The following is a 17,372-nucleotide window of genomic DNA, read 5'->3' as shown; positions in this document are numbered from 1 at the left end:
ATTTTGCGGTTTTTACCCCAAATAACGCAAATAGTTTTCGCATTTTTTAAATCATGTACATGCCGCCATTGACATGTAACGTTTCACCGGTGATGTAGCCAGCCTCATCAGAGGCTAAAAATGCAACAGCGCTGGCGATTTCTTTAGCATCCCCCAGCCGATTGGCTGGAACTGATGACAAAATGCCTGCGCGTTGATCATCTGTCAACGCCCGTGTCATGTCCGTCTCAATAAAGCCAGGTGCCACGACGTTGACCGTAATGCCACGCGAAGCAACTTCACGTGCCAAAGACTTACTAAAGCCAATCAGACCGGCTTTAGCCGCCGCGTAATTAGCCTGCCCTGCGTTCCCCATGGTACCGACAACGGAACCGATGGTGATGATCCGGCCAAACCGCTTTTTCATCATAGCTCGCATTACCGCTTTTGACAGACGGAATACGGAAGTCAGATTGGTGTTCAGGATATCCTGCCACTCGTCGTCCTTCATACGCATCAGGAGGTTATCACGCGTAATGCCGGCATTATTCACTAAAATGTCGATTTCGCCAAATTCAGCACGAATAGATGCCAGAACGCTGTCGATAGATTGAGCATCGACCACATTCAATGCAAACCCTTTGCCGTTCGCGCCCAGGTAGCTGCTGATAGCCTCAGCGCCGCTTTCACTGGTGGCGGTGCCGATCACTTTAGCGCCGCGTGCCACAAACGTTTCTGCAATAGCCCGGCCAATACCCCGGCTCGCGCCGGTGACCAGAACAACTTTACCTTCGAAGCTCATTGTTTTCCTCTTTATTGTTCAAGCGCCGCTGTCAGGCTGGCAGCGTCATTCACCGCTGCCGCCGTCAGGGTATCAACAATACGTTTAGTCAGACCGGTCAGAACCTTGCCCGGACCAACCTCTAGCAGCGACGTAACGCCCTGTGCTGCCATAAACTCAACGCTCTCGGTCCAACGTACCGGGCTGTACAACTGACGCACCAGCGCGCTGCGGATCGCTTCTGGATCGCTTTCAGCACGCACGTCGACGTTATTTACCACCGGCACCTGCGGTGCGCTGAAGGTGATGTCCTGCAACGCCACGGCCAGTTTGTCTGCAGCCGGCTTCATCAGTGCACAGTGCGAAGGCACGCTCACCGGCAACGGCAGCGCACGCTTGGCGCCAGCCGCTTTACAGGCTGCACCTGCACGTTCAACCGCTTCTTTATTGCCGGCGATCACCACCTGGCCCGGGGAATTGAAGTTCACCGGGGAAACAACCTGCCCTTGGGCAGACTCTTCACAAGCCTTGGCGATAGCCGCGTTGTCCAAACCAATGATGGCGGACATCGCGCCAGTGCCTTCCGGCACCGCTTCCTGCATCAGTTTGCCGCGCAGCTCAACCAGGCGGATTGCCGCCTGGAAATCCAGCACGTCCGCACAAACCAGCGCCGAGTACTCGCCCAGGCTGTGGCCAGCCATGATGGCTGGCATTTTGCCGCCCTGCTGCTGCCAAACGCGGAAAATCGCCACTGAGGCGGCCAGCAATGCCGGCTGCGTCTGCCAGGTTTTGTTCAGTTCTTCCGCCGGCCCTTGCTGCACCAGTTGCCACAGGTCGTAATCCAGAACGGACGAGGCTTCGCTGAAAGTCGCTTCAACGATCGGATATTGAGCGGCCAAATCGGCCAGCATGCCCAGGGACTGTGAGCCCTGGCCTGGGAAAACAAAAGCAAATTGCGTCATTTTTTCTTCCTGTTAATCAGAAACGAACCAGCGCCGAGCCCCAGGTAAAGCCGCCGCCGAAGGCTTCCAGCAGCACCAGTTGGCCGCGCTGGATCCGCCCATCGCGCACCGCTTCATCGAGCGCTGCGGGGACCGAGGCGGCAGAGGTGTTACCGTGACGATCAAGCGTCACCACCACTTTATCCATCCCCATACCCAGTTTTTTTGCCGTTGCGCTGATAATGCGCAGGTTGGCCTGGTGCGGCACCAGCCAATCCAGCTGGCTGCGGTCCAAATCATTGGCCTGCAGCGTTTCGTCAACGATGTGAGCCAGTTCGGTAACCGCAACCTTAAAGACTTCATTGCCTGCCATGGTGACATAGGCCGGCTTTTCCTGATCCTGACGATCCTTGAATGGCAACGTCAGCAGGCCACCGTAGGTGCCGTCCGCATGCAGGTGAGTCGACAGAATGCCCGGCTCTTCAGAAGCGCCCAGCACCACCGCGCCAGCGCCATCACCAAACAGGATGATGGTACCGCGATCGTCAGGATCCAGCGTGCGAGAAAGCACGTCTGCACCAATCACCAGTGCACGCTTCACCGCACCGTTCTTGACGTACTGATCGGCAACGCTCAACGCGTAGGTGAAACCGGCGCAGGCTGCAGCCAGATCGAAAGCCGCACAATCTTTAATCCCGAGCATCTGCTGCACCTGGCAGGCAGAACTTGGGAATGCGTGGCTCGAAGTGGTGGTCGCCACAACGATCAGCCCGATATCTTCTTTAGCCACACCTGCCATTTCCAGCGCTTTTTCAGCAGCATGGAAGCCCATCGTCGCCACGGTTTCATCAGCGGCGGCAATGCGGCGTTCACGGATACCGGTGCGAGTGACGATCCACTCGTCAGAGGTATCCACCATTTTTTCAAGGTCAGCGTTGGTGCGCACTTGTACGGGTAAATAACTCCCCGTACCGAGAATCTTTGTATACATGTACGATCAGTCACTCTTAGGTAATACAGCTTCAAGGCGCGCAGCAATCCTGTCAGGGACTTGCCGCTGCACCGCCTGCACAGCCTGTTCGATTGCAACTGCAAACGCGTGCGGGTTCGCAGCGCCGTGGCTCTTGATTACGGTGCTGCGCAATCCTAACAGACATGCGCCATTATACTGGTCGGGGTTCAGGTGGCCGAACCGCTTTACCACCCGTTTTTGCAACCAACGGCCCAACAATTTTAACCACCACGCCTGCTTGCCACCGTCTCCGGATGATTTCAGCAGCGATAAAAATACTCTTACCACCCCTTCCATGGTTTTCAGGGTGACGTTACCCACAAAGCCGTCGCAGACCATCACATCGGTTTTCCCGGTGAGAAGATCGTTGCCTTCCAGGTAACCAATATAGTTGATTGCCGGAGTATTTTTTAGCACGGCGGCCGCTTCGCGGATATTATCCAGGCCTTTGGTTTCTTCTTCACCAATATTCAGCAGCGCCACGCGTGGTTGCGCAATCCCCACCACCTCTTCGGCCATCACCGCGCCCATCACCGCAAACTGCACCAGCATGGTGCTGTCGCATTCGACGTTGGCGCCCAGATCCAGCACCACGGTTTTACCGCCCAGCTGATTCGGGATCACCGTCATCAGCGCCGGACGTTCAATACCGTCCAACGGCTTAATCAGCATCTTCGCCAACCCCATCAGCGCACCGGTATTACCCGCGCTGACACAGCCCTGTGCATCACCGTTTTTGGTCAGTTCCAGCGCAATGCGCATGGAAGTGCCACGGCTGGCACGAATCGCTTGTGAGGGTTTGGCGTCGCCGGCAATCACAGATTCAGCGGGCACGACTTGCAAACGTTCCAGAAGAACCGGATCGGCTTTGGCAAGTAAAGGAGAGAGGGTGTCGGGATTGCCGACCAGCAGAAGATGAAGCTGTAAATTAGAGGCCAGTGCCTGCAATGAAGCAGGCACTGTGACGCAGGGACCGAAGTCCCCGCCCATTGCATCTAACGCCAGGGTTAGACGAGTCAAGGTACCGCTACTTAGCCGATAACCTTGCGACCGCGGTAGAAACCGTCGGCAGTGATGTGGTGACGACGATGAGTTTCACCAGAAGTCGCATCAACAGACAAAGTGGTGGTGGTCAGAGCATCGTGTGAACGACGCATGCCACGTTTGGAACGGGTTGGTTTATTTTGTTGTACGGCCATGGACCTTACTCCTTAATTACTTACGCTTTAAACTGGCTAATACGGCAAATGGGTTTGGTTTCTCCGCCTCTGGAGGCAGTTTGCCAAAGACCATGTCCGCTTCGGACACTTCACAGTGTTCAGATTCATGTACCGGGACGACAGGCAGTGAAAGAATAATTTCGTCTTCAATCATTGCCAGCAGATCAACTTCGCCAAACTCATCGACTTCGATCGGCTCGTACGCCCCCGGTAATGCCTCAGCCTGCTCATCATTGACGACCGGGCTAAAACAATATGTTGTGTGAACATGGTGTTCGAACGGGACTCCGCAGCGTTGGCACATCAGCATTACCTGGACGTCCGCATGCCCTGTTATCACCGCGAGGCGCTGGTTATCAATATCGAAAGATAACGAGACCTCAACATCACTGTCCACACTGACCACAGAGGCAGCAACACGTGTAACCTGCTCAGGCGCATAGGAACCAACATAGTCCAGGCGTTTCTGAGCAGTACGTACCGCATCAATGGTCAAGGGTAATTTTACCTTTTGCATAGGGCGCGCATATTAACTTTGTAACGACTTAGAGTCAAAGAAAAAGGCCGTAAAACGGCACCTTTCACCAATATTCGCTTCCTCAGCGGCGGACAGTTTAAAATGACCTCTCCATTTACGCTATGGTTTACGAAAAAAATTATGCAGAGACTACTCCTCGCCTCCACCTCGACCTACCGCAAGATGCTGTTGGAAAAACTGCATCTGCCTTTTACCTGTGACGCGCCGCAGGTCGATGAAACCCCGCTGGCCGGGGAAACTGCCGAAGCGCTGGTCTTACGGCTGGCGACGGCGAAAGCCCAGGCATTGACCATCGCCTATCCTGACCATTTGATTATCGGTTCCGACCAGGTCTGCGTGATCGACGGTAAAATAACCGGGAAACCGCATACCGAAGAGAACGCCTGCGCCCAATTGCGCCAGGCCAGCGGCCAAAGGGTGACGTTTTATACCGGTCTGGCGCTGTACAACAGCCGCAGCCATCACCTGCAGGCGCTTTGCGAGCCCTTCCATGTGCATTTCCGTGCGCTGAGCGACGCAGAAATCAGCGCTTATGTGCGCCTTGAACAGCCGCTCAACTGTGCGGGTAGTTTTAAAAGTGAAGGTCTGGGTATTGCGTTGTTCGATAAACTGGAGGGGCGAGATCCGAATGGGTTGATCGGTCTGCCGCTGATAGCCCTGCTGGAGATGCTGCGGGCTGAAGGCATCAACCCGCTGGTATAAAATACTTTTACTTACTGGCCTTTGGCCTGCTTGCGCAATACCTGCAGGCAGTGGCGCAACTCCTGGTCCATCGGCGCTTCGATACGCATGGTTTCGCCAGTGCCCGGGTGTTCGAACCGCAGTGCCGCGGCATGCAAGAACAGGCGTTTGAGCCCGGTACCGGCCAACTGGCGATCGAATTCGCGATCGCCATAGCGGTCATCGAAGGCTATCGGGTGCCCTGCGTGCAAGGTGTGAACGCGGATCTGGTGGGTGCGCCCGGTAATCGGGCTCGCCTTGACCAGTGTGGCATGCTCAAAACGTTCCTCTACCTTGAAGCGGGTTTCCGACGGTTTGCCTTCGCTATTGACGCGCACGATACGTTCGCCGCTTTGCAGAATGTTTTTCAGCAACGGTGCCTGCACGGCTTTACAATGCGACTGCCATTGGCCGCGCACCAGCGCCAGATAATCCTTCTGCATGCCTTTCAGCCGCAATTGCTCATGCAGCGAACGCAGTGCAGAACGTTTTTTCGCCACCAGCAACACGCCGGAAGTATCGCGATCCAGCCGGTGCACCAGTTCCAGGAAACGGGCTTCCGGGCGCAACGCGCGCAGGCCCTCAATCACGCCAAAGCTCAGGCCGCTGCCACCGTGCACCGCGGTGCCTGAAGGCTTGTTCAGCAGCAGCAAATGATCGTCTTCATACAAAATGCAATCGGCCAGTGCCGCCACTTTGTCCAGCTTGGCGGAAACCGGCGCGTCTTCACGTTCGGCAACGCGGACCGGCGGTACTCGCACCACGTCACCAGCCGCCAGCTTGTATTCAGCCTTGATGCGTCCTTTATTAACCCGTACCTCGCCTTTGCGTACGATGCGGTAAATCATGCTCTTCGGCACGCCTTTCAGGCGAGCAAGCAGAAAGTTGTCGATTCGTTGACCGGCTTCGTCGTCAGAAATCGTGATTAATTGTACTGCAGGAATGTTCGTTTTCATGGAGCGGGATTCTAAATAGAGCGCGTAAATAGCGCCACTTCTTTTTCTGTGCTTAACTGTCTCTCTGACTGCAGGAGAAACCCTGACGGACAATAAGGCAGCAAGCCGGTTTGAACGTTTGCGATTTCTTCCGCAGTTAAGGAAAAGTCACCTTGCTATAACAGTATCAGCAGTGGAATAATGCGTTTACTTTCCACGTTGATTCTCGTTAAACAGGGAAAACGGTGGAATTATAAAATTTGTCTGATAGCACAAAAACGCAGCAATGGCGTAAGACGTAATGTGAAATCAAACAATTAGCGGGCTGCGGGTTGCAGCTTGGCCGGCAAATGGAATCAGATCTGTCGACGTAAATCAGAGGCTATTCCCCTAGTAAAAGTGCTGTTTTTCACAAAGAAATACAGGCTTACCGAGATAATGCGCCCCTATGCAGGCGACAACCGTGAGGTTGACGGCTTTGCGAGAAGACACGGGGTTTTCGGTTTTAATCCGGCCATGAGGTTATTTTGCCCGCAGCTTTGTCGATAATGTAAAAATAACGAGTAAGTTAAGATGAAAAGAATGTTGATTAACGCAACTCAGCAGGAAGAGTTGCGTGTTGCCCTCGTAGATGGACAGCGGCTGTATGATTTGGATATTGAAAGTCCGGGTCATGAACAGAAAAAAGCGAATATTTACAAAGGCAAAATCACTCGTATAGAACCAAGTCTTGAAGCAGCGTTCGTAGATTACGGCGCCGAACGACATGGTTTCCTCCCTCTTAAAGAAATCGCTCGCGAATACTTCCCAAGTAACTACTCCTCCCATGGTCGCCCGAACATCAAAGATGTGCTGCGCGAAGGCCAGGAAGTGATCGTTCAGGTTGATAAAGAAGAACGTGGCAACAAAGGCGCCGCCTTGACCACCTTCATCAGCCTGGCCGGCAGTTATTTGGTTCTGATGCCGAACAACCCACGTGCCGGTGGTATTTCACGCCGCATCGAAGGTGACGACCGCACTGAATTGAAAGAAGCGCTTTCTTCTCTGCAACTCCCGGATGGCATGGGCCTGATTGTTCGTACCGCAGGCGTTGGCAAATCGGCCGATGCATTGCAGTGGGATCTCTCTTTCCGCCTGAAGCACTGGGAAGCGATTAAAAAAGCCGCTGAAGGCCGCGCTGCGCCCTTCCTGATCCATCAGGAAAGCAACGTCATCGTACGTGCATTCCGCGACTATCTGCGCCCGGACATCGGCGAAATCCTGATCGACAATCCAAAAGTTCTCGATCTGGCCAAAGAGCACATCGCTGCCCTGGGCCGTCCGGATTTCAGCAGCAAAATCAAACTGTACAGCGGTGAAATCCCTCTGTTCAGCCACTACCAAATCGAATCTCAAATCGAATCCGCCTTCCAGCGTGAAGTTCGCCTGCCTTCCGGCGGTTCGATCGTTATCGACTCTACCGAAGCGCTGACCGCTATCGACATCAACTCCGCGCGCGCAACCCGCGGCGGCGATATCGAAGAAACTGCGTTCAACACCAACCTGGAAGCGGCAGACGAGATAGCTCGCCAGCTGCGCCTGCGTGACCTCGGCGGTCTGATCGTTATCGACTTTATCGATATGACCCCGGTTCGCCACCAGCGTGAAGTTGAAAACCGCCTGCGCGATGCCGTGCGTCAAGACCGTGCGCGTATCCAGATCGGCCGCATTTCCCGTTTCGGTCTGCTTGAGATGTCGCGTCAGCGCCTCAGCCCGTCACTGGGTGAATCCAGCCATCACGTTTGCCCGCGCTGTAACGGCACCGGCACCATCCGTGATAACGAATCTCTGGCGCTTTCCATTCTTCGTTTGATCGAAGAAGAAGCGCTGAAAGAAAACACCAAGGAAGTTCACGCTATCGTGCCAGTTCAGGTGGCTTCTTACCTGTTGAACGAAAAACGTGAATCGGTGAGCGCGATCGAAAAACGTCAGGGTGGCGTGAAAGCGATCATCGTGCCGAACGATCAGATGCAAACCCCACACTACTCTGTGCTGCGCGTACGTAAGGGTGAAGAAACACCAACCCTGAGCTACCTGTTGCCGAAACTGCACGAAGAAGAGATGGCTCAGCCGTTGGAAGATGCGCCGATGGAGCGCAAACGCCCGGAACAACCGGCTCTGGCCTCGTTCTCGCTGGCCGCCGATGCACCACCACCGGCTGAAGAAGCCGTTGCTACTCAGCCCGCCGTTGCGGCAACAGCAACGAAACAAGCTGCACCAGCCGCTGCCAAACCTGGTCTGTTGGGCCGTCTGTTTGGTGGTCTGAAAGCGCTGTTTACCGGTGAAGAACAGCCGGTTGTCGAAGCCAAACCTGTGGTTGAAGCGCCTAAGACCGAAAGCAACGGTGAAAACCGTCGCCAGGATCGTCGTGGTCAACGTCGTCAGGGTACCGGTCGTAAAGACCGTGGTGAGCGCGGTGAACGTAGCGATCGTCCAGAACGTGGTGAACGCAAAGAGCGCGGTGAAGGCCGTGATAACCGCGATCGTGATAATCGTGAGCCGCGTGAAAATCGCGAACCGCGCGATAACCGCGAAGGCCGTGAAACACGTGAAGTGCGTGACGAGCAGCGCCGCAACCGTCGCAATGCGCAGCAAACCACTGCCACGGTTACCGATGAGCCGCAGTCTGAAGAAGCCGCCAAGGCACAGCGCGAAGAGCAGCAACAGCGCCGTGAGCAGCGTGCCGAGCGTCAACGCCGTCGTCAGGAAGAAAAGCGTCAGGCTCAGCAAGAAGTGGCCGCACTGGAAAGTACAGAAGCTGCCACTGCCACCACCGCCAGCGATGAAGATCACGAAGAACGTCAGATGCAGAACATGCAGCGTCGTCAACGTCGTCCTCTGTCGCAGAAGGTTCGTGTGCTGTCCGCGGAAGAAGAGCTGCATCGCGCAGCGGAAGAGCTGCTGGCACCTAAAACGCCGGTAGCGAAAGCTCAGGACGCAAAACCTGCTCAGGCCGAAGACAGCGTTAAACTGCTGCCGGAAACCGTTGAAGCGCAGGCCGAAGACGATGCACAGGGTGACAACCGCGCTAATGGCGAAAACGGCATGCCACGCCGCTCACGTCGTTCACCGCGCCACCTGCGCGTTAGCGGTCAGCGTCGTCGTCGTTACCGTGACGAGCGTTACCCAACTCAGTCGCCAATGCCACTGGCGGGGGCTTTTGCCTCACCAGAAATGGCGTCAGGCAAGGTCTGGGTGAGTTACCCTGTCACACAAGCTGCGCAAGTGGTTGAAGAGGCTGAAGTTCAGGCTGAAGCTAGCCAAATCGCTGCCGACAACGTCATGGCGCCAGAAGCCGTCAGCGTGGCCGCTCCGGTGGTTGCCGTGGTCGCAGAGCAGGAAATCGCCCCGGTTAACCAGCAGGAAGCTGTGGCAGATGCGGTTGAAGCAGTTGTTGAAGAAGCCCAACCGGTTGTTGAAACCGCCGAGCCAATCATCGCTGCTCAGGCTGAAGACACTCCGGTAGCAGCTGAAACACCAGCAGTTGAAGAAACTGCAGTGGTTGAAGCAGCCGTTGTGGCCGAAGAAACCCCAGCCGTTGAAGCGGCACCAGCGGTTGAAACTGCTCCTGAGGTTGAAGAAACCCCAGTGGCAGAATCAACACCGGTATTGGTGGTGGAAGAAACGGCAACCGTGGCAGAAGCCGTCACCGAGCCTGCTGCATCTGTCGTTGAAACTGCCCCGGTTCAGGAAACTGTAGCTCCGGCCGTTGTTGAAAAACCAGCGCCGGCAGTGCAACAGCAACCCGCACCGGTACAGGCTGGTACGCTGTACAAGCATATCGCTACGGCGCCAATGACCAAGGCCCCTGCTCCGGACTATGTGCCTGAGCAGCAGCAACACAGCGATTGGCAGCGTCCTTCCTTCGCCTTCGAGGGTAAAGGCTCAGCCGGTGGCCATGCGGCGGTAAATCAAGCTACCGCACCGGCAACCAAACCGCAGCCGGTTAACGAATAAGTTAATCTGCTTCGATAAAAAAACCCGCCTGATGGCGGGTTTTTTATTGCCGAAATAAACTCAGGCAATTTTTTTCAATTGTTTGATATCCAGCAAATCCAGCTTGCCGTCAATACTGGCGACAAACTGCTTAAAATGCTCGGTGGCGTTGTGTTTTTCCAGCGCCTCTGCACTTGCCCAGCGTTCAAAGAACACGAAAGTTCCTGGCTTATCGAGATCGCGGTGCAGGTCATATTGCAGATTGCCCAATTCCTGGCGGCTTGGATCGATAATCTCATGCACTGCATCGCTGACGGCCGAAACAAACTCGGGTTTAGCCTGCAGGGTGGCAATAACTCGCACTTCCATTTTATTCTCCCATTCCAATGTGATTAATGTTGATAACCCGAAAGTTTTGGCTCGGGGATCATTAGAATCCTTGTCACTATGCACCCGATAACCAATTGATTTCAACTTGCCGTGAACAAACAGATGCATCGCAGGCACTTTCCGCTTATCCTTATGCCCCGGCGTGAATAAGCCCCATTATTCGCTTTTACTTAGACCCGAATCTAACCGCCGGAGCCTTGTAACATGACCGCACAGCCTCAAGCCCTGAAAATCCGCCGCCCTGACGACTGGCATATCCATTTGCGTGACGACGATATGCTGAAAACGGTTTTGCCCTATACCAGTCAGGTATTTGGCCGGGCGATTGTGATGCCCAACCTGGCTCCGCCAATTACTACCGTAGAAGCCGCCCGAGCGTATCGCGATCGCATTCTGGCAGCCGTCCCTCAGGGGCACAACTTTACCCCGCTGATGACCTGCTACCTGACCAATTCACTGGCCGCGGCAGAACTGGTTAATGGGTTTGAGGAAGGCGTTTTCACTGCGGCTAAGCTCTACCCTGCCAATGCCACGACCAACTCCAGCCATGGCGTCAGCGATGTGAAGGCCATCTACCCGCTGTTTGAGCAAATGCAAAAAATCGGCATGCCGCTGCTGATTCACGGTGAAGTGACCGATGCCACCGTCGACATTTTCGATCGCGAGGCTCGCTTTATTGACCAGGTTATGGAGCCGATTCGCCGCCAGTTCCCAGAGTTGAAAATAGTCTTCGAGCACATCACTACTAAAGAAGCGGCGCAGTACGTGCAAGAAGGCAATCGATTCCTTGGCGCGACTATCACCCCGCAGCATCTGATGTTTAACCGTAACCACATGCTGGTGGGTGGCATTCGTCCGCACCTGTTCTGCCTGCCGATCCTCAAGCGTAATATTCACCAGGATGCGCTGCGCAAAGCCGTTGCCAGCGGTTCGGATCGTTTCTTCCTCGGTACCGACTCCGCCCCTCATGCCAAACACCGTAAGGAATCGAGCTGCGGTTGTGCAGGCGTATTCAACGCGCCTAACGCTATTCCGGCCTATGCCAGCGTGTTCGAAGAACTGGGCGCATTAGAGCACCTGGAAGCTTTCTGTTCCCTGAACGGGCCAGGCTTCTATGGTCTGCCGGTCAATGCCGACTTCATCGAACTGCAGCGCGTGCCAACCACTCAAGCAGAAGAGATCGCCATGGGCAGCGAAACGGTGGTGCCCTTCCTGGCCGGAGAGACGCTGAAGTGGTCAGTGAAAGCATAATCTTCTTTTTTTAACGTAGCCTATTGCCCCCACGCGCGGTTAACTGTATAAATATCCAGTAAATCGCTTCGGGGGCAATTATGCGTGTTGAAGTCACTATAGATAAAACCAAACCGCTACCGGCAGGCGCCATTGAAGCGCTGACCGGCGAGCTGGGCAAACGGGTAAACCGCCAATTTCCAGATGCTGTGGTTCAGGTGCGTTATGCCGGTTCCAACGGGCTCTCAGTACTGGGCGGCCTGAAAACAGATAAAGACCTGATCGAGGAAATTCTCCAGGAAACCTGGGAAAGTGCCGACGATTGGTTTAGCGCAGAATAATACTGCAAGGTAGTTTTTTGCCGGGGGTCGCTCTCCGGCTTTTTTGTATTTGAAGCCCGGCAACGCGCGGTTAAATTTCTGCTGGAAGAAAAGCCTTATCTGGTCTGTACTGAATGCTTTAACAGGAGATCTTTGACATGGCCCCGGACAAGGTTAAAACCGAAGAAACGATGACCTTTGGCGAACTGCTGGCGCTGATTGCCGATCAAAAACGCCGGCTGAGCGTACTTGAAGTGGCATTTTCCTACCTGGCCTTTGGTTTGGATGACAAAGCCAATCAACTATTGATTCACAGCCTGAAGCTGGAGTCGCAGAATCAAAATCGTGATGCGGAAACGCAGAATCACTTTGCCCATCTGGCCGCAGAACTGGAAAAACGGTTACATGCCGCCCCGCCCCCTCCTGCTGTTGAATGACGGCGACGTCCCCATGCTGTATGTATTCTCATGGCGTGCTGCAGAATAATCACTCAAATAAATATTTATTTTACAAAATAAGCAGGGAAAAGCTCCACCCGCGAAACCAGATGCGTATACTGTAATGGCTCACATGATGATGGGCCGCATTGATCCTCGTTAGTCACTCACGGTAGTTACTACTCAATAAGGGGTCTTTATGGACAGAAATGATGAAGTAATTCAGACGCACCCGCTTGTTGGTTGGGATATCAGTACTGTCGACGTTTATGACGCCATGATGATACGCCTTCATTACCTGTCTTCACTAGACCAGACGCCCGAAGACGCCCAAGTAGACAGAACGCTTTGGCTCACCACAGATGTCGCACGTCAATTAATCAATATCTTAGAAGCCGGCATCGCCAAGATTGAAGCAACGGATTACCAGGACCTTGATCGTAGAAAACACTAATTCACCGCACCAAAAAACCTAAGGCGCCAGCGATTTTCTCTGGCGCCTTTTTCTTTGCCGACAGGCAGCGCAACGGGTGCATTGCGGCGCTCAACCTTTTATCATAACGAAATAAGAAACATATAACAGAGAGGTTACGGCACGTGGAATATGACTTAATTGTTGTGGGCAGCGGTTCGGTAGGTGCGGCGGCAGGCTACTATGCGACTCGAGCCGGCTTGAAAGTGTTAATGATAGACAGCGCCATGCCTCCACACCGTAACGGCAGCCACCACGGTGACACCCGCATCATCCGCCATGCCTATGGCGAAGGCGAAAAATATGTCCCGCTCATTCTCCGCGCCCAGGCCTTATGGAATGCGTTGATAAAACAAACCGGCGAAGAACTGTTTCAGGACTGCGGCGTGCTGAATATGGGTCCAGAGCCGTCTGAATTCATCCACAATGCGCAAAACAGCGCGAAGAAATTCCGCCTTAACACACAATTTCTGAGCGCAGAACAGATTAACCAACGCTGGCCGGAATTCAATGCACCGGAAGGTTACGTCGGCGTGTTTGAACCTGATGCCGGGTTCCTGCGTTCTGAAAAGGCGGTTGCCAGCCTGATCAAGCTTGCCAAAGAAGCCGGTTGCAGCCAGCTGTTCAATTGTCCGGTCACGGGGGTGCAACCTGTCGAGGGCGGTGTCGAAGTGGTCACCTCCGAAGGTCGCTTTCAGGGCCGTAAGGCCGTGGTCACCACCGGTACCTGGGTCAAGGCTTTGCTGCCGCAATTGCCGATTTCGCCGCTGCGCAAAGTATTTTCCTGGCATCAGGCCGACGGCCGCTACAGCATAAACAACCGTTTCCCGGCGTTCACCGTCGAAGCGCAAGACGGCAGCCATTATTACGGCTTCCCTGCCGATAACGACGGGCTGAAAATCGGCAAGCACGATGGCGGGCAACCGATGGAAACGCCGGATCAGCGCAAGCCCTTTGGCAGTTTCACCAGTGACGGAACCGAGGTTTTCCACTTCCTTCGTCAATTCTTGCCGGGTGTAGGGGTATGTTTACACGGTGAAGCATGCAGCTATGATATGAGTCCGGATGAAGATTTCATTATTGATACCCTGCCGGACTGCGATCGCTTGATGGTTATCAGCGGCCTGAGCGGCCACGGCTTCAAATTTGCCAGCGTGCTAGGCGAGATTGCCGCCCTGTTTGCTGAGGACAAAACCTTACCGATAGATATCTCTGCCTTTACGCTCAAACGCTTTAAATAACCCTCCTCTTTTGACATAACCGCCCCCATCAACACGTTCGGAGGCGGTTATGCCCCGCAGTTACACACTGAATTTAGCGTATCAATTTGAAATATATTGGGAATAATATTTCAACGGAAATTTCTGGCGCAAGTATCCGGATTTCCGAATTGATCCCCCGTGGTGTAAGTTCTATTTTACAGCTGATATGCCCCTGGTAATTTCTCGCTCAACAAGGACGTCACCATGAAACTGCTTGTCGTGGACGAATGCTGCTTCACCCGGGTCGGTATCGATAACTATTTTACGGACAATGTTTTCAGCCAGGTAAAATGTTGCCACAGCCTGGAACAAGCAACTCCGCTGCTGGATCACTACCGCCCAAGCCATATCCTGGTCAACCTTACCAAACACTGTCGTTACAGTGAGGATGATGCTCAATTGCAGGCTTTTATCGAGGCCACCCCATCCGCGCTGTTGTTTATTTATCTGGACACGCCGTACCCATACAGCGAAACACCGATGCGCATCGCTGACCACGCTTTTCTGTTCAACAAAGCCACATTACCCGTCACCCTGCGTATGATGCGTGAAAAACCGGTCTCACTGATGGATTGCAGCGTGGAACACTCTCTGTTCAGCCCGCAGGAGCTGACGGTGATGAAACACTGGATGGCGGAAATGCCCAATTACCGCATCGCAAAAAAGCTGCAAATCAGCTCGCACACCGTTTATGTGCACAAACGCCACATCACAGAGAAAATCAACGCCCGTAATCGGCTCGAATTCTATTCGCTGTATAACGTGCTGCGTTATTTTTATCCGCCGAGCGTTCCCGTCAGCGCTATGTCACCTTCCTTGATGGCGGTATAACCGAAGCCTGCTGCAAAGCAGGCTGTTTTCACACGAAGATTCCCCCCGATACCCGACTTTGCCTTCTCGGCAGTATTAACGCTGGCTGCAAAAATACTATAATCAGCCCGTCCTTATCTTTTGGCTGCTGAGAATGCTAAACAAAATACTGTCGGCGATCGTCAACAACGTCCGCGAACATCTGGTGCTGTATATCTGCCTGTGGCTGGTGCTGTTGGCGCTGGACGTCTATTTCTTCTTTATGCCTTAACCCCATGCCGCAGACTTTTCCCCGTTTGCGCTTTTGCCAATTCGGTTCACCGGACCAGGTGATTGCCCTTGAAGATGCCGTCATTCCGGCACTGCAGCCCAATCAACTACTACTGCAGATGCGCTACGCACCGATAAATCCATCCGATTTGATTCCCATCTATGGACAGTATGCACACCGTACCCTCCTGCCTCAGGTTCCTGGCTACGAAGGGGTTGGGGTCGCGGTTGATCCTCGCGGTCAATCTACCAACAGGCGCGTGCTGACAGTCATGGGCGATGGCAGTTGGCAAAGCTTTGTCACTATCGATAGCGCCAAAGCCATTTGGGTACCGGACGACATCGACGACGCCACTGCGGCACAAATCTACATTAATCCACTGACCTGCTGGGTATTGCTGACACAATGGTTGCAGCTAAACGCGGGGGACATCCTGATGATTAACGGCGGCGGTTCGGCGATCGGCCTGCTGTTTTGTCAGTTGGCGGCTTTGCGCGGTATCAGATTGGTGGTTGTGGTGCGTAATCCCACCCATCGCCAGGCGCTGCTGAATGCCGGTGCCTGGCGGGTTGTAGAAGGACAATTACTGCAGCAATATCGTTTGCAACAGCTCACGGGCCATGCGGCGCGTGCCGCGATCGACTGCGTCGGCGGTGAAGATGGCTTGCATCTGGCACTTTCGGTCAGCGTGACCGGCGATTTTGTCGCCCTGGGGTTGCTCGGCAACCGGCAGGTGGACTGGCAGTATATTTCTCGCCAACTCCGGCTTCGCACTTCCCTGTTTCACCTGCGTAAATGGAACGCACAGGCAACTGCGGTGCAGTGGCAGGCGGCATTCCAACAGCTGTTCAATCTGGTGAGACGCGGCCAATTGGTGTTGCAAAGCCCGGCGGCTATTTATCCGTTGCGGCATTATAAACTGGCACTGCAACACGCCGCCGACAGCAAAACCCAGGGGAAAGTCTTCTTTACTCCGGAGTAACCGGTTTGCCTGGCTGACCATCGCCGAGAATAACCGCCAATTTATGTCCCCCTTCGGTGGTCTCCAGGGCAATGCGGGTAATAATGGTCAGCGGCACCGACAGTAACATCCCTACCGGCCCCATCAGCCAGCCCCAGAAGATCAACGACAGGAAAACCACCAGCGTCGATAACCCAAGTCCTCGCCCCATGACACGCGGCTCCAGCATATTGCCAATCACCAGATTGATCGCGATAAAACCTGCGGCTACCACCAGCGCATCACCAAAGCCGTTAAACAGCAGCGCCTGGATCAGTGGCGGAACCGCGGCGATCACCGAGCCGATGTTGGGAATATAATTCAGCAAAAACGCCAGCAGCCCCCAAATAAAGGCAAAGCGCACATCGACCGCAGCCAAAAATCCCCAGACGATGACGCCGGTTGCCAGACTGATCGCCGTTTTGATCACCAGATAACGCGTGACCCCGTCTAACGCACGCCGAATATTGGCGATGCCTTCGCTAGGTTTATCCAGCGCCTGCTGCAGTTTGTAAGGCAACAGCTGCACTTCAAACAGCATAAATACCACAGTCATCAGCAGCAGGAAAATATTGGTCATGGCCCCCGAGAAACGGCTTAACAGGCGGGTGATCAAATTCATCGCCGAGCTGGGGTCAACATACTGCAGCATCGCTTCGGGGGATATGGTGATGTTGAGGCGATCGGCGTAATGCTGCAGCTCACTCAGTTTTTCCATCATCATACCGCGGTACTGGGGGAGCGAACGGGCAAATTCGTTCAGCGATGCGCCCAATATGCCGATGAACAACATCAACGCCACCACGACCAGCACCACCAGTAAAGTCACACCGAGCACGCGCGGTATACGCCAGCGTTCTAGCTGCGTTACCAGCGGATTCAGTACCATAGCGAGAAACACCGCCAGTAAGAATGGCACCACGATATCCGCAGCCGCTTTGACGCCGGCGAGAATAATGACCAACATTGCCAGCAAGATAGCCAGGCGCAGGCTGCGATCGGTCAACAGGGTTCGACCCATGACATTTCCTTTGTGTTAATGGTGTGACCCTGCGGGCCATCCGATGTGTCTTATGTTA

General features: G+C 54.2%; 19 protein-coding genes. 10 read left to right on the top strand and 9 right to left on the bottom strand.

The annotated features are described in order from the left end of the window. Nucleotides 1–46: 46 nt before the first annotated feature. The 6 genes from fabG to yceD are packed head-to-tail and all read right to left on the bottom strand — an operon-like array spanning nucleotide 47 to nucleotide 4,450. Nucleotides 47–781, bottom strand: a complete 735-nt coding sequence (gene fabG, locus AAZT04_RS05330; RefSeq protein WP_020826338.1) for a 3-oxoacyl-ACP reductase FabG — start codon at nucleotides 779–781, stop codon at nucleotides 47–49. An 11-nt stretch (nucleotides 782–792) separates the two neighbouring features. Further along, on the bottom strand, nucleotides 793–1,722 hold the full coding sequence (fabD, locus tag AAZT04_RS05325) for an ACP S-malonyltransferase (RefSeq protein ID WP_434679185.1): 930 nt from the start codon (nucleotides 1,720–1,722) through the stop codon (nucleotides 793–795). 16 nt (nucleotides 1,723–1,738) lie between these two features. Continuing rightward, nucleotides 1,739–2,692 (bottom strand): beta-ketoacyl-ACP synthase III, encoded by a 954-nt coding sequence (locus AAZT04_RS05320; protein ID WP_041414443.1) that lies wholly within the window; start codon nucleotides 2,690–2,692, stop codon nucleotides 1,739–1,741. A gap of 6 nt (nucleotides 2,693–2,698) precedes the next feature. Further along, entirely contained in the window at nucleotides 2,699–3,733 is a 1,035-nt protein-coding gene (gene plsX, locus AAZT04_RS05315) for a phosphate acyltransferase PlsX (RefSeq protein WP_071827011.1), read from the bottom strand. Nucleotides 3,734–3,744: 11 nt separating this feature from the next. After that, nucleotides 3,745–3,912 carry a 50S ribosomal protein L32 gene (rpmF, locus tag AAZT04_RS05310; protein WP_004943042.1) on the bottom strand — a complete coding sequence of 56 codons (168 nt, stop codon included), beginning with the start codon at nucleotides 3,910–3,912 and terminating at the stop codon, nucleotides 3,745–3,747. 16 nt (nucleotides 3,913–3,928) lie between these two features. Next, complete coding sequence (gene yceD / locus AAZT04_RS05305) at nucleotides 3,929–4,450, bottom strand: 23S rRNA accumulation protein YceD (RefSeq protein WP_020826334.1); 522 nt, start codon at nucleotides 4,448–4,450, stop codon at nucleotides 3,929–3,931. A 141-nt stretch (nucleotides 4,451–4,591) separates the two neighbouring features. On the opposite strand from yceD, the gene AAZT04_RS05300 reads away from it, so the two are divergent. Further along, nucleotides 4,592–5,173: a Maf family protein gene (locus AAZT04_RS05300; protein ID WP_234530585.1), complete on the top strand. Its 582-nt coding sequence runs from the start codon at nucleotides 4,592–4,594 to the stop codon at nucleotides 5,171–5,173. 11 nt (nucleotides 5,174–5,184) lie between these two features. Here AAZT04_RS05300 and rluC read toward each other — a convergent pair whose 3' ends face one another. Continuing rightward, complete coding sequence (rluC, locus tag AAZT04_RS05295; RefSeq protein WP_020826332.1) at nucleotides 5,185–6,147, bottom strand: 23S rRNA pseudouridine(955/2504/2580) synthase RluC; 963 nt, start codon at nucleotides 6,145–6,147, stop codon at nucleotides 5,185–5,187. A 552-nt stretch (nucleotides 6,148–6,699) separates the two neighbouring features. Between rluC and rne the strand changes: the two genes are divergently transcribed. After that, nucleotides 6,700–10,122, top strand: coding sequence for a ribonuclease E (gene rne / locus AAZT04_RS05290; protein ID WP_434679180.1), 3,423 nt, complete (start codon nucleotides 6,700–6,702; stop codon nucleotides 10,120–10,122). A gap of 60 nt (nucleotides 10,123–10,182) precedes the next feature. Here the strand turns inward: rne and AAZT04_RS05285 are convergent, their stop codons facing one another. After that, nucleotides 10,183–10,470 carry a putative quinol monooxygenase gene (locus AAZT04_RS05285; protein WP_401659881.1) on the bottom strand — a complete coding sequence of 96 codons (288 nt, stop codon included), beginning with the start codon at nucleotides 10,468–10,470 and terminating at the stop codon, nucleotides 10,183–10,185. 225 nt (nucleotides 10,471–10,695) lie between these two features. Here AAZT04_RS05285 and pyrC point away from each other — a divergent pair, with 225 nt between their 5' ends. The 8 genes from pyrC to AAZT04_RS05245 all read left to right on the top strand — a co-directional run bounded on the left by pyrC (nucleotide 10,696) and on the right by AAZT04_RS05245 (nucleotide 16,275). Next, nucleotides 10,696–11,742 carry a dihydroorotase gene (pyrC, locus tag AAZT04_RS05280; protein WP_434679178.1) on the top strand — a complete coding sequence of 349 codons (1,047 nt, stop codon included), beginning with the start codon at nucleotides 10,696–10,698 and terminating at the stop codon, nucleotides 11,740–11,742. Between the two features lie 80 nt (nucleotides 11,743–11,822). Continuing rightward, the gene (gene dinI, locus AAZT04_RS05275; RefSeq protein WP_020826328.1) at nucleotides 11,823–12,062 is read left to right on the top strand and encodes a DNA damage-inducible protein I; all 240 of its coding nucleotides are present in this window, start codon (nucleotides 11,823–11,825) and stop codon (nucleotides 12,060–12,062) included. Nucleotides 12,063–12,199: 137 nt separating this feature from the next. Continuing rightward, a complete protein-coding gene (locus AAZT04_RS05270; protein WP_020826327.1) occupies nucleotides 12,200–12,478 on the top strand; it encodes a hypothetical protein in 279 nt (92 codons plus the stop codon). A 199-nt stretch (nucleotides 12,479–12,677) separates the two neighbouring features. Beyond that, a complete protein-coding gene (bssS, locus tag AAZT04_RS05265) occupies nucleotides 12,678–12,932 on the top strand; it encodes a biofilm formation regulator BssS (RefSeq protein WP_020826326.1) in 255 nt (84 codons plus the stop codon). A 143-nt stretch (nucleotides 12,933–13,075) separates the two neighbouring features. After that, the gene (gene solA / locus AAZT04_RS05260; RefSeq protein WP_020826325.1) at nucleotides 13,076–14,191 is read left to right on the top strand and encodes an N-methyl-L-tryptophan oxidase; all 1,116 of its coding nucleotides are present in this window, start codon (nucleotides 13,076–13,078) and stop codon (nucleotides 14,189–14,191) included. Between the two features lie 225 nt (nucleotides 14,192–14,416). Beyond that, nucleotides 14,417–15,043 carry a LuxR C-terminal-related transcriptional regulator gene (locus AAZT04_RS05255; protein WP_020826324.1) on the top strand — a complete coding sequence of 209 codons (627 nt, stop codon included), beginning with the start codon at nucleotides 14,417–14,419 and terminating at the stop codon, nucleotides 15,041–15,043. Nucleotides 15,044–15,176: 133 nt separating this feature from the next. Further along, entirely contained in the window at nucleotides 15,177–15,293 is a 117-nt protein-coding gene (locus tag AAZT04_RS05250; RefSeq protein WP_012006315.1) for a DUF2770 family protein, read from the top strand. Nucleotides 15,294–15,552: 259 nt separating this feature from the next. Further along, nucleotides 15,553–16,275 (top strand): zinc-binding dehydrogenase, encoded by a 723-nt coding sequence (locus tag AAZT04_RS05245; RefSeq protein ID WP_261439719.1) that lies wholly within the window; start codon nucleotides 15,553–15,555, stop codon nucleotides 16,273–16,275. On the opposite strand, the gene AAZT04_RS05240 is transcribed toward AAZT04_RS05245, so the two are convergent. After that, nucleotides 16,262–17,314, bottom strand: coding sequence for an AI-2E family transporter (locus tag AAZT04_RS05240; protein WP_020826322.1), 1,053 nt, complete (start codon nucleotides 17,312–17,314; stop codon nucleotides 16,262–16,264). The genes AAZT04_RS05245 and AAZT04_RS05240 overlap by 14 nt on opposite strands. Nucleotides 17,315–17,372: the final 58 nt, after the last annotated feature.

Source organism: Serratia sp. Je.1.23.a (assembly GCF_051129805.1).
GTDB classification, from domain to species: Bacteria; Pseudomonadota; Gammaproteobacteria; order Enterobacterales; family Enterobacteriaceae; genus Serratia; species Serratia liquefaciens.
The sequence above is the reverse complement of the archived record's forward strand: the minus strand, read 5'-3'. Positions and strand labels throughout refer to the sequence as shown.

Excerpts from the sequence above, each read along its gene's own strand:
- fabG (WP_020826338.1), bottom strand. The coding sequence starts at position 781 with ATGAGCTTCGAAGGTAAAGTTGTTCTGGTCACCGGCGCGAGCCGGGGT.
- fabD (WP_434679185.1), bottom strand. The coding sequence starts at position 1,722 with ATGACGCAATTTGCTTTTGTTTTCCCAGGCCAGGGCTCACAGTCCCTG.
- AAZT04_RS05320 (WP_041414443.1), bottom strand. The coding sequence starts at position 2,692 with ATGTATACAAAGATTCTCGGTACGGGGAGTTATTTACCCGTACAAGTG.
- rpmF (WP_004943042.1), bottom strand. The coding sequence starts at position 3,912 with ATGGCCGTACAACAAAATAAACCAACCCGTTCCAAACGTGGCATGCGT.
- yceD (WP_020826334.1), bottom strand. The coding sequence starts at position 4,450 with ATGCAAAAGGTAAAATTACCCTTGACCATTGATGCGGTACGTACTGCT.
- AAZT04_RS05300 (WP_234530585.1), top strand. The coding sequence starts at position 4,592 with ATGCAGAGACTACTCCTCGCCTCCACCTCGACCTACCGCAAGATGCTG.
- rluC (WP_020826332.1), bottom strand. The coding sequence starts at position 6,147 with ATGAAAACGAACATTCCTGCAGTACAATTAATCACGATTTCTGACGAC.
- rne (WP_434679180.1), top strand. The coding sequence starts at position 6,700 with ATGAAAAGAATGTTGATTAACGCAACTCAGCAGGAAGAGTTGCGTGTT.
- AAZT04_RS05285 (WP_401659881.1), bottom strand. The coding sequence starts at position 10,470 with ATGGAAGTGCGAGTTATTGCCACCCTGCAGGCTAAACCCGAGTTTGTT.
- pyrC (WP_434679178.1), top strand. The coding sequence starts at position 10,696 with ATGACCGCACAGCCTCAAGCCCTGAAAATCCGCCGCCCTGACGACTGG.
- dinI (WP_020826328.1), top strand. The coding sequence starts at position 11,823 with ATGCGTGTTGAAGTCACTATAGATAAAACCAAACCGCTACCGGCAGGC.
- AAZT04_RS05270 (WP_020826327.1), top strand. The coding sequence starts at position 12,200 with ATGGCCCCGGACAAGGTTAAAACCGAAGAAACGATGACCTTTGGCGAA.
- bssS (WP_020826326.1), top strand. The coding sequence starts at position 12,678 with ATGGACAGAAATGATGAAGTAATTCAGACGCACCCGCTTGTTGGTTGG.
- AAZT04_RS05255 (WP_020826324.1), top strand. The coding sequence starts at position 14,417 with ATGAAACTGCTTGTCGTGGACGAATGCTGCTTCACCCGGGTCGGTATC.
- AAZT04_RS05250 (WP_012006315.1), top strand. The coding sequence starts at position 15,177 with ATGCTAAACAAAATACTGTCGGCGATCGTCAACAACGTCCGCGAACAT.
- AAZT04_RS05240 (WP_020826322.1), bottom strand. The coding sequence starts at position 17,314 with ATGGGTCGAACCCTGTTGACCGATCGCAGCCTGCGCCTGGCTATCTTG.